Annotated in this window: 12 protein-coding genes; all 12 read right to left on the bottom strand. The window is 43.6% G+C overall.

The window, feature by feature from the left end; translation table 11 throughout:
• Positions 1–148: 148 nt before the first annotated feature.
• Complete coding sequence (locus R2B77_RS12770; RefSeq protein ID WP_203248542.1) at positions 149–1,060, bottom strand: diacylglycerol kinase; 912 nt, start codon at positions 1,058–1,060, stop codon at positions 149–151.
• Between the two features lie 107 nt (positions 1,061–1,167).
• A complete protein-coding gene (locus tag R2B77_RS12765; protein ID WP_203248541.1) occupies positions 1,168–1,737 on the bottom strand; it encodes a thioredoxin family protein in 570 nt (189 codons plus the stop codon).
• Between the two features lie 282 nt (positions 1,738–2,019).
• The gene (gene gatB / locus R2B77_RS12760) at positions 2,020–3,453 is read right to left on the bottom strand and encodes an Asp-tRNA(Asn)/Glu-tRNA(Gln) amidotransferase subunit GatB (RefSeq protein WP_203248540.1); all 1,434 of its coding nucleotides are present in this window, start codon (positions 3,451–3,453) and stop codon (positions 2,020–2,022) included.
• Positions 3,453–4,916 carry an Asp-tRNA(Asn)/Glu-tRNA(Gln) amidotransferase subunit GatA gene (gene gatA, locus R2B77_RS12755; RefSeq protein ID WP_203248539.1) on the bottom strand — a complete coding sequence of 488 codons (1,464 nt, stop codon included), beginning with the start codon at positions 4,914–4,916 and terminating at the stop codon, positions 3,453–3,455. Before gatA ends, gatB begins: the two co-directional genes overlap by 1 nt.
• A 25-nt stretch (positions 4,917–4,941) precedes the next feature.
• Positions 4,942–5,229 (bottom strand): Asp-tRNA(Asn)/Glu-tRNA(Gln) amidotransferase subunit GatC, encoded by a 288-nt coding sequence (gatC, locus tag R2B77_RS12750; protein ID WP_203248538.1) that lies wholly within the window; start codon positions 5,227–5,229, stop codon positions 4,942–4,944.
• Between the two features lie 87 nt (positions 5,230–5,316).
• Positions 5,317–6,441 (bottom strand): CamS family sex pheromone protein, encoded by a 1,125-nt coding sequence (locus tag R2B77_RS12745; protein WP_203248537.1) that lies wholly within the window; start codon positions 6,439–6,441, stop codon positions 5,317–5,319.
• The gene (gene ligA, locus R2B77_RS12740; protein ID WP_203248536.1) at positions 6,441–8,456 is read right to left on the bottom strand and encodes an NAD-dependent DNA ligase LigA; all 2,016 of its coding nucleotides are present in this window, start codon (positions 8,454–8,456) and stop codon (positions 6,441–6,443) included. Before ligA ends, R2B77_RS12745 begins: the two co-directional genes overlap by 1 nt.
• Positions 8,457–8,475: 19 nt before the next feature.
• Positions 8,476–10,713, bottom strand: coding sequence for a DNA helicase PcrA (pcrA, locus tag R2B77_RS12735; RefSeq protein WP_203248535.1), 2,238 nt, complete (start codon positions 10,711–10,713; stop codon positions 8,476–8,478).
• Positions 10,714–10,746: 33 nt separating this feature from the next.
• The gene (locus tag R2B77_RS12730) at positions 10,747–11,457 is read right to left on the bottom strand and encodes a heptaprenylglyceryl phosphate synthase (protein ID WP_203248534.1); all 711 of its coding nucleotides are present in this window, start codon (positions 11,455–11,457) and stop codon (positions 10,747–10,749) included.
• A gap of 87 nt (positions 11,458–11,544) precedes the next feature.
• Positions 11,545–11,865 carry a YerC/YecD family TrpR-related protein gene (locus tag R2B77_RS12725; protein ID WP_203248533.1) on the bottom strand — a complete coding sequence of 107 codons (321 nt, stop codon included), beginning with the start codon at positions 11,863–11,865 and terminating at the stop codon, positions 11,545–11,547.
• A 29-nt stretch (positions 11,866–11,894) separates the two neighbouring features.
• Positions 11,895–12,950: a DUF3048 domain-containing protein gene (locus R2B77_RS12720; RefSeq protein WP_203248532.1), complete on the bottom strand. Its 1,056-nt coding sequence runs from the start codon at positions 12,948–12,950 to the stop codon at positions 11,895–11,897.
• 9 nt (positions 12,951–12,959) lie between these two features.
• Complete coding sequence (locus tag R2B77_RS12715; RefSeq protein ID WP_203248531.1) at positions 12,960–14,678, bottom strand: adenine deaminase C-terminal domain-containing protein; 1,719 nt, start codon at positions 14,676–14,678, stop codon at positions 12,960–12,962.
• Positions 14,679–14,790: the final 112 nt, after the last annotated feature.

Genomic DNA, 14,790 nt, shown 5'->3' with positions numbered 1-14,790 from the left:
ACTACCCATCCGGCGAACTCGGCTACCTATTCCACAAACTGGGATACCGCGGTAAAACAACGACTACTCCAAAATCTAGTCAATGAAAAAAAGCTGTATGCAATGTCTTTAAAAGACCACGCATACAGCTTTCCCAATTTATACTCTCTTATATCCTATCTTCGTCTCTCAATTCATCCAACGGGGCAAACATATCAATATGTCTATATAAGTTTTGGAATGTCGCCGGAAGAACACCGCCGTATTCCCCATCCAGATTCAACAGCACTTCCTCTGATGATGTGATTGTAATCTTCTCGGCTGCACTTGAAATGACGAGTGGATCGCCAAGATGCTCGCCGCGAAGTGCTAGTGACACAACACGGATGAATTCAGCAATGTTACATTTTTTCAAAATAAGTAATGTGAACTTACCGTCGTTAATACTAGAATTCGGAGCCAACTTTTCAAACCCGCCAATTGAATTTGTCAATCCAACGAGAAACATCATCGCTTCATCATCAAATACTTGTCCGTCATACTCAATCCTCACATGTGAAGAATGAATAGAGGGTAACATTTCAATACCCTTTAAATAATACGCAAGTTGTCCAAGTACCGTTTTCAGCTTACTCGGTACATCATATGTCAACTCTGTCATTCTGCCGCCGCCTGCAATATTGATAAAATGGCGATCATTCATTAGCCCAACATCGACCGGAATTGTTTCACCACGTACAATGATATCAACCGCCGCATCGATATCGCGCGGAATACGTAACGCGCGTGCGAAGTCATTCGTTGTGCCTGTTGGAATGAGTCCGACTTTAGGACGCTTGTCGAATGAACTAATACCTGCAACGACCTCATTTAGCGTACCATCTCCTCCTGCTGCAACAATTAGGTCAAAACCACGTTCCACAGCTTGTCTTGCAGCTTCCGTGGCATCACCTTCGCAAGTTGTCGCATGACAAGACGTCTCGTAACCAGCCTTCTCAAGCTTCTCAAGTACTTCCCCTAAATGTTTGCGAAATATCTCGCGTCCTGACGTCGGATTGTAAATAATTCGTGCTCGCTTCATGCGATAGTCCCTCTATTCGTACAAATAATTTTTTTATTAAAGTCCCTCAATAATAAGACGTAGCTTCAACTAAGATAGTTGCTACGTCATCATTGATTCAATCCCAATTAGGATTGCTTTTGTAAAATGGGCAGGAATGTTTTGCGAATATCTTCATACACCGTCAGCCAATGCTCAGGTTTCGATGTATATTCTGCAGTGATTTGCTCAATGAATGCCTGTTGCTTCTCTTTATAATCCGGTGCATCAGCAGGTGGTAAATCCTTGCGTAGTTCTAGCACATATTCTTGAATGCTTGCCGCACGTGGTCCCCACTTCGCCTCAACTTCTCCGTTTTCATCCAAAAGCAAATAGACTGGGATCGAACGACCACCATTCGTTAAATGCCTGTCAATCAAATCCGTATCCGCATCACGGTAGACAGCACGTACATCGAGATCTGCCGCCTCTGCAATTCTTCTGAACACTGGATTATTCATCATCGCATCGCCACACCAATCTTCCGTAATGACAAGAACGCTCGGCTTCTTTTCTTTTAGTAGCTCTATGAATTCATCGTCCTGTGGCACTTCAAATTGCTCATAAATACGGAAACTATGCTCCTTATGTGTCTCCATCTTATCCATATATTGCTCAAGCGAAATCGCTTGAGCAAAAAATTGTTTTTCTGTTTTCATTTAGCATCAGCACTCCTTTACACTAATTGTACGTTGTCCCTTCGTCCGAATCAAATTACGAGACTATAATCAATTACGCCTTGGCGTAATTGCGTCCAGATTTTTTCGAGCTTGCCCGAAAAGCTCTCCTTAAAAATCTGTGACATCCGCCGGGGGCTTTATCTTCATTCAGCAGGGGGTCTTTTCTGTTGAATGAAGATAAGACGCCCTGCACAAAGACTACTCGGAGTCCTGTACAGGGCGTCATCTCTATTCCTAAGTGCCAAGCACTCGGGTGATATGTTATCGTTTTGCAATCTCTTCAAGCAAGATTTTATTGACGAGCGGTGGGTTAGCTTGCCCTTTCGTCGCTTTCATAATTTGACCAACGAGGAAGCCGACTGCACGGTCTTTCCCATTTTTATAGTCTTCAATGGATTGTTCGTTAGCATCTAGTGTTTCTGTAACGATTGTACGGAGCGTACCTTCATCAGAAATTTGGACAAGTCCTTTTGCTTTAACGATATCTGCAGCGTTGCCGCCGTTTTCAATCAATTCCTTGAACACTTTTTTCGCAATTTTAGATGAAATCGTGCCATCTGCAATCAGCTTAACCATGCTTGCAAGGTTTTCAGGCGTTAGTGCTGTTTCACTAAGTTCTTTTTGCTCCGCATTCAAGTAAGCAGATACTTCACCCATCAACCAGTTGGAAGCAAGTTTAGCATCTGCACCAGCTGCAACAGTTGCTTCAAAGAAGTCAGCCATCACTTTTGTCAGCGTCAGTACCTTCGCGTCGTATTCTGGTAGATCGAAGTCATTGACATAACGCTCTTTACGCGCGTCTGGCAACTCAGGAATTTCCGCACGAACACGGTCCATCCATGCTTGGTCGATATGGACTTCCGGTAAATCCGGATCATTGATAAAACGGTAATCTTGCGCGCTACCTTTGATGCGCATCAGGCTAGTTGCACCTGTTGCTTCTTCGTAACGGCGCGTTTCTTGCTGAATCGTACCGCCAGCTAGCAATACTTTTTCTTGGCGTTCCACCTCATAAGCGATTCCACGACGAACGAAGTTGAAAGAGTTCAAGTTTTTCAATTCTGTTTTCGTACCGAATTTCTCTTGTCCAAATGGACGAATCGAAATGTTGGCATCACAACGAAGAGAACCTTCCTCCATGCGCACATCAGAAACACCCGTATATTGAATGATCGCCTTTAGCTTTTCCAAGAAAGCATATGCTTCTTCTGGTGATCGGATATCTGCTTCTGTGACGATTTCAACCAATGGTGTTCCCTGTCTATTTAAATCGACAAGTGAATGTCCTGCATCAGTATGCGTCAGCTTCCCTGCATCTTCCTCAAGGTGAATACGTTCGATACGGATTTTTTTCTTTTTGCCATCGACTTCGATTTCTACCCAACCGTTCTGTCCCACAGGACGCTTATCCTGTGAAATTTGATAGGCCTTTGGATTATCCGGATAGAAATAATGTTTACGGTCAAAGTTCATCACTGACGCCACTTCACAGTTCAGTGCCATAGACGCCTTCATACCGAATTCAACTGCACGTTCGTTCAGTGTTGGTAATACACCTGGATATGCTAAATCCGTCACGTGAATGTTCATATTCGGCTCTGCACCAAAATGGGCCGGAGCTGGTGACATAATTTTCGTATCTGTTTTCAATTCTACGTGGACTTCAAGCCCAACAATCGTTTCAAAGTTTGTCATTAGTTTACCTCCCATAGAGCTGGCTTTTGTGTATGGAAGTCAGTTGCTTGTTCGTAGGCATGTGCCACTTTGTAAAGTGTCGCTTCATCATAATGTTTCCCGATAATTTGCAGTCCAAGTGGAAGACCATTCGAAAATCCACATGGCACTGAAATAGCTGGGATGCCTGCAAGGTTAATCGGAACCGTTAAAATATCATTGGCATATAACGTCAATGGATCGTGAATTAATTCCCCAACCTTATAAGCTGGTGTTGCAGATGACGGTCCAATAATAACATCATATTTTTCAAATAGGTTAGCAAAATCTTGTGCCACAAGGGTCCGTACTTTTAGTGATTTCATGTATAGATCTTCATGATGATCTGCACCTAGTGCATACATTCCGAGTAAAATACGACGTTTTACTTCTTCTCCAAAGCCTTCAGAACGAGAGCGTGTATACAATTCCTCCAAGCTCTTTGCACCTTCAGCACTATAGCCATAACGAATGCCGTCGAAACGGGCAAGGTTTGACGATGCTTCAGATGAAGATATCACGTAGTAAGCTTGAGAAGCATATTTCGAATTCGGTAGTGATACTTCCTCCCATTCTGCGCCAAGTGATTCAAGTACTTTTAACGCTTCTAAGACTGCCGTTTTCGCTTCTTCAGATACGCCTGCACCTAGGTATTCTGCCGGCACACCAATTTTCAAGCCTTTAACATCACCTGTCAATGCAGCCCTAAAATCTGGAACAGCTTGCGGAGATGTCGATGAATCTCTATGATCTAAACCTGCGATTGCACTAAGCAACAATGCGTTATCTTCAACAGTACGCGTAATCGGACCCACTTGGTCCAATGACGATGCAAATGCAACAAGGCCTGAACGTGATACGCGGCCATATGTCGGCTTCATCCCTACAACACCACAAAATGCAGCTGGTTGACGGACTGAACCACCCGTATCAGAACCAAGAGCAAACGCTACTTCGCCTGCTGCTACTGCCGCTGCTGAACCGCCAGATGAGCCGCCTGGGACATGGTCAAGATTCCACGGATTATGCGTCGTTTGGAACGCCGATCTTTCCGTTGTCGATCCCATTGCAAACTCGTCCATATTGAGTTTCCCCACTGATACCATACCTGCCGTGTTGATTTTCTCAACGACAGTTGCATCGTAGACTGGAACAAAGTTTTCAAGCATTTTACTGGCACATGTTGTGACAATTCCTTTTGTTACGATATTATCTTTTAGTCCGATTGGTAAACCGAAAAGTGGTCCCCGTCCTTCAAGTGGTTGCTCGTCCAACTTTTGCGCTGCTGCAAGTGCTTGATCTTCATTTGTCGATAAAAATGCTTGTACATCTCCATCTATCTTCGCTATACGAGCTAGTGATTCTTCCGTCAGTTCTTTGACAGACACTTCCCGATTATGTAACAACGACTGAAGCTCCGTTGCCGTTTTAGTCAATAACGTCATCTGTTTTCCTCCTTAAATCCATTCATCAAAGGATTGTTGGCACTTTGATTTGCCCGTCTTCGTGTTCCTTCACGCTTTTCAGCATTTCTTCACGGTCTAGAATATCTGTTGGTACATCTTTTCGTAGGACATTGAACACTTGCAACGGATGTGTCATTGGCTCAACCCCATCTGTATCTGCTTCTTGTAATTCCTTCACAAATTCGACGATGCCACTTAGTTGTGTGACATATGCTTCTGCTTCTTCGTCTGTAACTGCTAGCCATGCAAGCGTTGCATGATGCTTCACTTGTTCTTTTGTTAACTGTGTCATGTTCTTTCCTCCTCATCCTTGAATTGTACGATTAATCATAACACCTAATAATAATGAAGAAAAGTTATTGTTAGGCGTTGTACTGTCTCAATAGCCATAAATATGAACAAACGGATCCTCGCCAGCTTCTTTGACAATTAATGCTTCTGCACCATTAATAGACGTGATACTCACTTCGGTATGGACATTCGGAAAATACTGGTTAACGAGGCCAGTCAAATACTGTGCAAAACCAATCGTTTCACTCGTTCCAAAAAATTGAATCGGAACTTCAATAGTAAGTGATTGGAGATTGCCATCCTTATAAAATCCTTTGCCAATCACGTTAACGAAGCTTGGGAAATAACTATCGATATCCTGTTTGAATTTAGCAAATGTCTCATTCACTTCTCTGTAGTTATTAATTTCTGAAGAAGCTGGGAACAGCACATATTTCTCATCAACGACCTTCCAACCCGATGGTGCTGATTGCCCTTTTTCCGCAACAGCAGTTGCAAAATACGTACCCGGAACAATCGAATTCCGACTTTCCTGTTTAAATAAACCAACAGCAATCGGGATCTCCGCGAGGCCTTCTTGTGAACGCAGGCGACGAATAACTTCTTCCGCTATTTTCATACCTTCCTGTTCAATTTCCCTATCGTCAATCTTCGTATCTGTCCCATCTCTTGAGTAGTTTCTCGTATTGAGGGCAAGGCCGATTGACATACCGGCAAGACGTAGTTTCTTACCTTCTGTCATGACATGGTAATTTTGTTCGACGATATGTGCTAAATAATTTGGCGCTTCTTCTGTGGGCTGTCCATCCGTTATCCCTTTTTTCTCTGGCGGATTCAGTCCTTGTGGATTGGCCGAGCTTCTTGCCAACCAAGCGAGTGCAGTGTCTTTATCGATATACTGCCCTTCTTGAATAAAGTGCGTTTTAGGGTCGAAATGTTTGGTCGATATGCGCAACAGGCCTTCTTCGACTTCCTGTATATCATACTTTGTGGAAATATTATTCACGACTAAACCACGGCTTGCGCTTTTCTTAAATGGAATAACCGTCCGGTAAAATTCATCTTTTAACTGAATATCCGGAATAATAACCGTTTCTTCAATACTATCTTCGTTCTCCTGAATCACTGGCTCTTTTTCTGTTCCAAATGAAGGCAGACAACCTCCTAGGAACAAAATTGCTGCTAGTCCCGGTAGTATTATTAATTTTTTCATCATGACAACTCCTCACCGAGCACTTCAACTAACTTAGCTTCGTCCCACACAGTGATGCCAAATTCCTCAGCCTTTGCCAATTTTGAGCCAGCATCTTCACCCGCGATAACGAGATCTGTCTTTTTGCTAACACTACCACTTACTTTACCGCCAAGTGCTTCAATTTTCTCTTTCGCCTCACCACGAGTTAAAATCGCTAATTTTCCTGTGAGTACGACCGTTTTTCCAGCAAAGGGTCCATCTGTCGGCATATTTTGTCGGCTACGTCCTGTGTATGTCATGTTCACACCATAAGCTTCCAAGTTTTTGAGCATAGCCAGTACATCTTCATTACTGAAATAAGCTTGAATAGATTCGGCTACTTTGTCCCCGATTTCATGGATGGTCAGTAAGCGCTCCACGTCTGCCTCCATTAAGGCGGCCAACGTGCCGAATTCCTCCGCTAAAATCGTTGCCGCTTTTTCACCGACATGTCGGATGCCAAATCCAAAGAGCATTTTTTCCAATGAATTCGTTTTTGACGCCTCAATTGCAGTTAGCAAATTAGTGACTGATTTCTCACCCATTCTCTCTAGTTCAATCAGCTGTTCTCTAGTCAATGTATAGAGATCGGATACATCATGAACAAGATTTGCCTTGTACAATTGTTCCACAACTCGTTCCCCAATTCCTTCGATATTCATGGCATTGCGGGATACAAAGTGAATAATCGCTTCCTTCATCTGAGCCGGACATTGTGGATTGACGCAGCGTAGTGCTACTTCTCCCTCAATGCGAATGAGCTCTGAATCACAGACAGGACAATTTGCGGGCATTTCATAAGGGACTTCCTCACCCGTGCGTTGTTCAATGATAGGTGCAACAACTTCCGGAATAATGTCGCCCGCTTTTCGAATAATAACGGTGTCTCCGATTCGAATATCCTTCTCTTTTATAAGGTCTTCATTATGCAGGGAAGCGCGTCCAACCGTCGAACCTGCCACCAACACTGGCTCCAAAATAGCCGTCGGAGTGACAACACCTGTCCGTCCAACACTTAGCTCAATATCGAGTAGTGTCGTCACGACTTCTTCTGCCGGAAACTTATAAGCGATGGCCCATTTTGGACTTCTCGCCGTAAAGCCTAACTGCTCCTGATCCTCAAAATTATCCACCTTGACAACAATGCCATCGATTTCATAATTAAGCTCCGAGCGAATCGCCGTCCATTTCTCGATAAATTCAAATACTTCTTCAATCGTCGCGCAAGGCTGTCGTTCCTTATTCGTCACAAAGCCCAGAGCATCTAAATTGTTCAGCGACTCGGAATGGCTATCCTGTCCGTAAGCACTGCCATCACCTGCAATACTATAAATAAAGACCGCTAAATTGCGACTAGCAGCTATTTTCGGGTCAAGCTGTCTAAGTGAACCAGCAGCCGCATTACGCGGATTTGCAAACGGTTCTTCTCCAGCCTCATCGCGCGTAACATTCAACTGGACAAACGACTTTTTCGGCATATACGCTTCACCGCGTACTTCTATTGAAATCGATTCCTTCAATCGTAACGGAATGGTACGGATTGTTTTTAAGCTAGCTGTAATGTCCTCTCCAACTGAGCCATCTCCACGGGTTGAACCTTGGACAAACTTGCCGTCCTCGTAACGGAGCGATACTGCCAAGCCATCTATTTTCAATTCACATATATAAGAAACCCTATGCCCAACGGCTTCCTGTGCGCGTCTGTCAAATTCGCGTAAGTCACCTTCATTAAATGCATTTGACAAACTAAGCATTGGAAAAGCATGCGTAACCTTTCCAAAGCCCGCTAGTACCTCGCCGCCAACACGCTGCGATGGCGAGTCTGGGTAAATGAGATCTGGATTTTCTGCTTCAATCGCTAGTAACTCTTGCATATAGTTGTCATAAACTGCATCAGAAACTAGTGGTGTATCGAGCACGTAATAGGCATGTCCATAATCATGTAGAAGCTCATTCAGTTGTTCCACCCGTTTTTCGAGTTCAACTCGATCCATCTATTTTCTCTCCTTCATATTATCCTTTTTCGATTGGTGCGAATTTCGCCAGTAAACGCTTAATGCCCACCGGATTCGGGAACGCGATGTCCAATTCAACTTCCTCGCCTGTCCCCCTTACACTGACAACCATGCCTGTCCCCCATTTTTTATGGATTGCCTTGTCGCCAGGGCTCCATCCCATCTTGTCCCCACCACTTGTTTTGTAAACTGGCTTTTTAACAGCTGGACGTACAGGCGCAGTACTTTGTCCTGAGATAAGATTGCCCGACGAAAATCCTGAATTTCTAGATTGAATCTCTAAGATATCCTCGGAAATTTCACCAATAAACCTAGATGGATTATTATAGCTCGCTCTGCCGAAAAGTGTTCGATACGATGCCGATGTCAAATATAGTCTGCGCTCTGCACGCGTAATTCCGACGTAGGCAAGGCGACGTTCTTCCTCCATCTCCTCATCATCCGCTAAGGAACGAGAATGTGGGAAAACATTTTCCTCCATACCGATAATGAATACAACAGGGAATTCAAGACCTTTCGCTGCGTGCATTGTCATCAGAACGATTTTTTCTTTATTTTGGTTCTCTTCTTTATCAAGTGAATCGATATCGGCAATCAATGCCAAATCAGTTAGAAAAGCAACTAAAGAACGATCACCTGTATCTTCTTCCGCACGCTTTTCAAATGCCTCTGTCACAGACAAGAACTCCTCAATGTTTTCCAGACGACTTTCCGATTCAATCGTTTTTTCACGCTGTAACATATCTCGATAGCCAGTCTTTTCAAGCACTTGCTCCACCAATTCAGTAACTGATAAAAATTCCTGCATTTTTGTAAAACCAGCAATTAGCTCGTGGAACTTAGCAACTTCGTTGGCCGCTCTTGGTGTAATGCCCATGAAATCGATTTCCTGTAACGCATCGAAAATAGAGCGATCATGCTCCATCGCAAAGCGCGCCATTTTATCAAATGAAGTGGCACCAATACTACGCTTGGGTTCATTAATAATACGCGCAAGCGCAAGATCATCTTCGTTGTTGGCAATGAGGCGTAAGTAAGCGAGTAAGTCTTTAATCTCTTTGCGGTCATAGAACTTTGTGCCGCCAACGATTGTATAATCGAGATTCGATTTAACGAGATATTCCTCAATGACACGTGACTGTGCGTTGGTACGGTACAAAATAGCAAACTCATCAAGCTTCAAGTTTTCTTGTTCTTTCAACTCTAGAATTTTACCAACGACAAATTGCGATTCGTCTTTTTCATCGCTCGCTTTGTACACCGAGATGGACTCGCCCTCTTCATTATCCGTCCGCAGCTTTTTATCGTACCGGCTTTGGTTATTCATAATGACGTCGTTTGCCGCTTGTAGGATTCGTTTCGTCGAGCGATAGTTTTGTTCGAGCATGATCATTTCTGCATTTTTATAATCTTTCTCGAAGGATAAAATATTGCTAATATCTGCCCCACGCCATCTGTAAATAGACTGGTCAGAGTCTCCAACGACGCATAAGTTTTTAAACTTTTTGGCTAGCATATTGACGAGTCGATACTGAGCATTATTCGTATCCTGGTACTCATCGACATGAATGTATTGGAATTTGTTTTGATAAAATTCGAGGACATCTGGGACACGCTCAAATAGAACAAGTGTCATCATGATGAGGTCGTCAAAATCCATTGATTGGTTTTGACGCAATCGTTTTGCATAGCCATCATAAACGTCAGCGATTGTTTTTTCGTACGGGTTATGTGGATTGATTTGCCCCCGAAATGTTTCTGCATCTATGCATTCATTTTTCGCTGAGCTGATTGTGTTCAGCATAGTACGTGGGTCATATTGCTTCGCATCCAAGTTCAACGCTTTCAACACACTCTTCACAACCGATAATTGGTCTGCTGAATCGAGAATGGAAAATGATTTTGAAATGCCGATTCGGTCACTGTTTCGGCGTAAAATCCGCACACACATGGAGTGAAACGTCGATACCCACATGCGCTCACCTGTGCCCGCGCCAAGTAATCCATCGATACGATCGCGCATTTCACGTGCCGCCTTGTTGGTAAAGGTAATCGCAAGAATATTAGATGGATAGACATTTTTCTCAACGACAAGATAGGCAATTCTATGCGTTAAAACTCGTGTTTTTCCCGAGCCTGCTCCTGCCATGATGAGCAGTGCCCCTTCTGTTTTCTTCACTGCACGAGCCTGTTCGGGATTCATGCCTGTTAGTAAGTCTGCTGCTATTTTATTCATAAGCTTCCGCCCTCTCGGAACATTTGTTCTTTATTATACACTGAATGAGCCTGAATGGGTAACTGATTTTACCGCATTAACCGTGGAAAGTGCAGCTGCCAAATCGTCATAAATGATATTTCCAACAATTATTGTATCGGCAATGGCTGCCATTGTTTTGGCATCTTCAGCATTTTTAATACCTCCGCCATAAAAGAGCTGCGTCTTGTCGAGTACTCGCGACGCCGCCTCAACGATTTTTGGGTCACCGTAGATGCCGCTATACTCCATATAAAATACAGGCAATTTAAATAGATGCTCTGCCATGCGGGCATAGGCAATGACGCCCTCTTCATCTGGCGCCGCTGTCACACCCGTCAATTTTGCTGCCTTGCATTCGGGATTTAAAATGCAATACCCTTCCATGACGATTTCATCCCAATCCATCATATGGCCATATTCGCGCATCGCAGCATGATGAATGCCGTTAATCCATTCTGCCTTTGTTGAGTTCAGCACAGTTGGAATGAAGTAATAATCAAAGCCGGGCGTCACAGACTCTACTGTTGAAATTTCAAGTGCAACCGGAACGGAATATCTTCGAATGCGAACGAGCAAATCGAGTACGTTGTCGAGCGTAACATCATCCGTGCCACCCACAATGATGCCATCCGTTCCTGATTCCGCAAGTAATTCGAGCTGTTCGTCTGTCAGCGTTTCAGCTGGATCTAATTTAAAGGCATGACGCCATTTTGTGAAGTCCATAGTCAACCACCTAATCTAATAATGTACGTTCCTTTAGTATACCAAAAAAACCGGACAGATTCTTTCTCTGTCCGGTTGTTAATTAGATTATAGTGGTTTATCTTGCTCGGTATTCGACTCCGGATATAAGCGATCCAATACCTTATTATAGCCGCCGGAGCCGTAATCGACACAACGTCGAATGCGTGAAATCGTTGCCGTGCTCGCACCCGTTTCACTTTGAATCGTATCATACGTCTTTTTCATCTTAAGCATTTGTGCCACTTCCAACCGCTGTGCCAGTGACTGTAATTCACTAATTGTACAAAGATCATCAAAAAATTCGTAGCATTCATCGAGATCTTTCAATTCGAGCATCGCTTTAAATAACTGATCCGTTTGATGACCCCGGATTTTATCGATTTGCATATCATCTTCCCTCTCTCCGAATGAATTCCTTAAGGCGTAAACGTGACGGCGGTTGCCATGCCTGGCTGAGCCGGTATGACATGAATCCAAGTCTGCCCTGGAACCAGCTTCGCCGGTAGACCATTTTCTATCGGCATGAGAATTCCATCACGATTTTGCCATTCAATTTCTTTAGCAATCCCTGCTTGAAACAGCATCGCCTTTCCACCCGATTCAATGTTAACAGCTTGTCTTCCCACACTGTCAATCGTGCGGTGACTTGCTTCAAATACGAGTATATTTGACAACTTAAGCTGTTCGTCATTCGCTTTATCAACTGTTACATAACCATTTACTGTTCGTGCGTAGGTCCCTTTTTCCGCATCATACGTATAAACACTTGTAAACTTTGGATCAGAACTGTATTTGACCGTTATCGAGAACACATTATCTCCCATTTTAACATCTTCAACAGATTCATGGAAAGCAAATGGCGGTACGACAGCTAATTCTACCGGAGAATTTGTCTTCTCTTCAGCTATAGCAATGTTCTCACCGGAGATATAGGAATTATGTGGTGCTTTTCGATCCTTTGAACGCCAAAACAATGTACCATCGTACTGCATACCGTTGACATTATCCACGACACGTTGTTCTAGTAATTGTTTCGCATCAGGGCTATAACCATGTGCAACATAAAATGCATCGAGTCCTTTAGCGATATGCACAAAATAATCCCTCGCACTACGAATCGGACCAATTTCGGCTGGTAGCTCACTTTGGAATAAAGCTAAAAGTCTTGTCACACTCCCCTCTGCAGCAAGCTCATAAATCATATCTGCCTTACTAATACCAGACTGTGGCCTTGCCTGTGGATGGTTATTAATCGTCGCAAGCACTGGACGACGAGTGCTTTCCTCCTTCAATATAACACCGGTGAAGGGAGCCATAAATAACTCGACTGGCTCCTCCTCTTCAATGATGATTTCCTCTTCTTCGACTGGATCAAGCACTGGATCTTCTGCCTTTTCTTCTTTTGAACACGCTGCCGCTATCAACATGGCGATTACCAAATAGGATAGTAACCCTTTCATCTTAAATGACATTGCTTCCCCCTATCTTTCCGTAACCGGAATCATTACTTCATTTTTCAACACATCAAACAGACCCATTTGTGTAATTCGGATATAGGGCAGATGAGTTGATTGCAAAAACAGGAATGTATACACTGCATCACCGTGAGTATACCCGCGGTCTGCCAGTGCCTTCTTCAGCTCCAACTCCTGTGTAATCAATTTTTCCATCGGCTCCGCGGACAATCCTCCACCGATTGGTAATGGAAGTGTTGCTACAATACTATCATTTTCATAAAGGACCATTCCGCCACCAATTCGTTTAATTTCACGGAAAGCTTTTAGCATCTCTTTTTTATCTTTACCAATCAAGATGATATCGCCAGTATTGGAATAGGAAGATGCAAATCCTTGAACTGTTCTGGCAAAGCCTTTAATGAGCGTATTGACACGCCATTTTCCATCTCGGTCAATCAACATCAAAAAGCTTTCGTCATGGTCATCTGCTAACTTTTCTACCGTCGTGTCAATCGTTACATTGTACGGCTTCGTAATCACATCGTTGACCATTTCAATCCCAAGTGCATTATCAAATATAAAATCGGTGTCATCTAGCTCAAATGCGGGAGCGAACTTGTCTACAAATGACCAGTCAATAGCAGGGAGTGGTTCTGTCGATTGACCGTCACGTTTCAGCCACTTCCCTTTAGATAACACATCAGTTGGTACGGGATTGTATTCATCCTCTAGGAAATTGAGCGTTGCATAACGGCCTGTCGCAATAATGCCGTGCAAATCTGTCATATCATAATAACGCGCCACATTATAAGACGCCATCTGATAAGCATCAATTGGCGGCACACCCGCTTCCAGTGCAACCCGAATACACTTGTCTACCACTCCGTCAATATGGAATGATGGTGTCGATCCGTCCGTCGTCATCATCAAATGATCGAACACGTTTAATTCTTTATCCACGATGCCCTTCAATAAATGTGGCAGATCCGGTCGAATAGACGAGTGGCGAAGCGTCACACCATAACCGTGTAGCAGCCGCGCCTCTACCTCTTCCACAGTCATTGCTTCATGATCACCATCTGCCCCAAGAAGCTTCATGCGTGTAAGCGTCCGTTCAGATGCACCCGGAAAATGACCTTCGATTTTCTTGCCTGCTTCTTTAACAGCTTTGACAGAAGCGAACATGTTTGGATCCCCAGCCATCAAGCGTGGCCAGCCCGTTAGTTCGCCCCCCATCAGCACTTCTGGACGCTCAACCCATTGTTTAATAGATGCTAGATTGAACAGCTCTGCTTCATTCTGCAATACCGTCTGCGAATCAAAGCGTGCCCACCAGTAAAATGAAAACGGTAATTCATTTAATTGATTTAGTATTGAAAAGGAAGTCTCATTATCTAGTGACATAAATAGGATAAGGTTATCCGCTATGAACGTTGTTGTCCCAAGCCTTGCTGCATAATCCGCAAACGTTCGTGGATTATACAATTGAAATGGGTGGACATGCGGTTCTATGTAACCGGATACAATTTTCTTACCCGAAGCATCAACAATCTCTGCTCCTTCTGTCATCCCTGGCATTTCCTTCCCTGCATAGACAATTCGATCGCCAGCCACCCAAATGTTTCCCGTCATCCATTTTTTATAAATGGCATGTAAGTATTCCGCGTTGATAATTATAAGATCCGGCGCTTTTTTGCCGTTGATGATCTGGAGTTGATCTTTTACTGTATACTGTTCCCACATGCAATCTCCCCCTTTGACATGAAGTATTCCTAGTGTTTATCCTAGCATAGCATTGGGGAAATAAATAGTGACGGTTGTCCCCTTATTCAGAAAAGGATTCTTCTCTTTTATG

It is taken from the genome of Sporosarcina beigongshangi (genome assembly GCF_033485195.1).
Lineage (GTDB): Bacteria > Bacillota > Bacilli > Bacillales_A > Planococcaceae > Sporosarcina > Sporosarcina beigongshangi.
This window is presented reverse-complemented; position numbering and strand designations above follow the sequence as displayed.

Coding starts and splice junctions, on each gene's coding strand:
- R2B77_RS12770 (WP_203248542.1), bottom strand. CDS start 1,060: ATGAAGCGAGCACGAATTATTTACAATCCGACGTCAGGACGCGAGATA.
- gatC (WP_203248538.1), bottom strand. CDS start 5,229: ATGACACAGTTAACAAAAGAACAAGTGAAGCATCATGCAACGCTTGCA.
- R2B77_RS12715 (WP_203248531.1), bottom strand. CDS start 14,678: ATGTGGGAACAGTATACAGTAAAAGATCAACTCCAGATCATCAACGGC.
- gatA (WP_203248539.1), bottom strand. CDS start 4,916: ATGACGTTATTGACTAAAACGGCAACGGAGCTTCAGTCGTTGTTACAT.
- ligA (WP_203248536.1), bottom strand. CDS start 8,456: ATGGATCGAGTTGAACTCGAAAAACGGGTGGAACAACTGAATGAGCTT.
- R2B77_RS12725 (WP_203248533.1), bottom strand. CDS start 11,865: ATGCAAATCGATAAAATCCGGGGTCATCAAACGGATCAGTTATTTAAA.
- R2B77_RS12745 (WP_203248537.1), bottom strand. CDS start 6,441: ATGAAAAAATTAATAATACTACCGGGACTAGCAGCAATTTTGTTCCTA.
- R2B77_RS12765 (WP_203248541.1), bottom strand. CDS start 1,737: ATGAAAACAGAAAAACAATTTTTTGCTCAAGCGATTTCGCTTGAGCAA.
- R2B77_RS12730 (WP_203248534.1), bottom strand. CDS start 11,457: ATGGACTTCACAAAATGGCGTCATGCCTTTAAATTAGATCCAGCTGAA.
- R2B77_RS12720 (WP_203248532.1), bottom strand. CDS start 12,950: ATGTCATTTAAGATGAAAGGGTTACTATCCTATTTGGTAATCGCCATG.
- pcrA (WP_203248535.1), bottom strand. CDS start 10,713: ATGAATAAAATAGCAGCAGACTTACTAACAGGCATGAATCCCGAACAG.
- gatB (WP_203248540.1), bottom strand. CDS start 3,453: ATGACAAACTTTGAAACGATTGTTGGGCTTGAAGTCCACGTAGAATTG.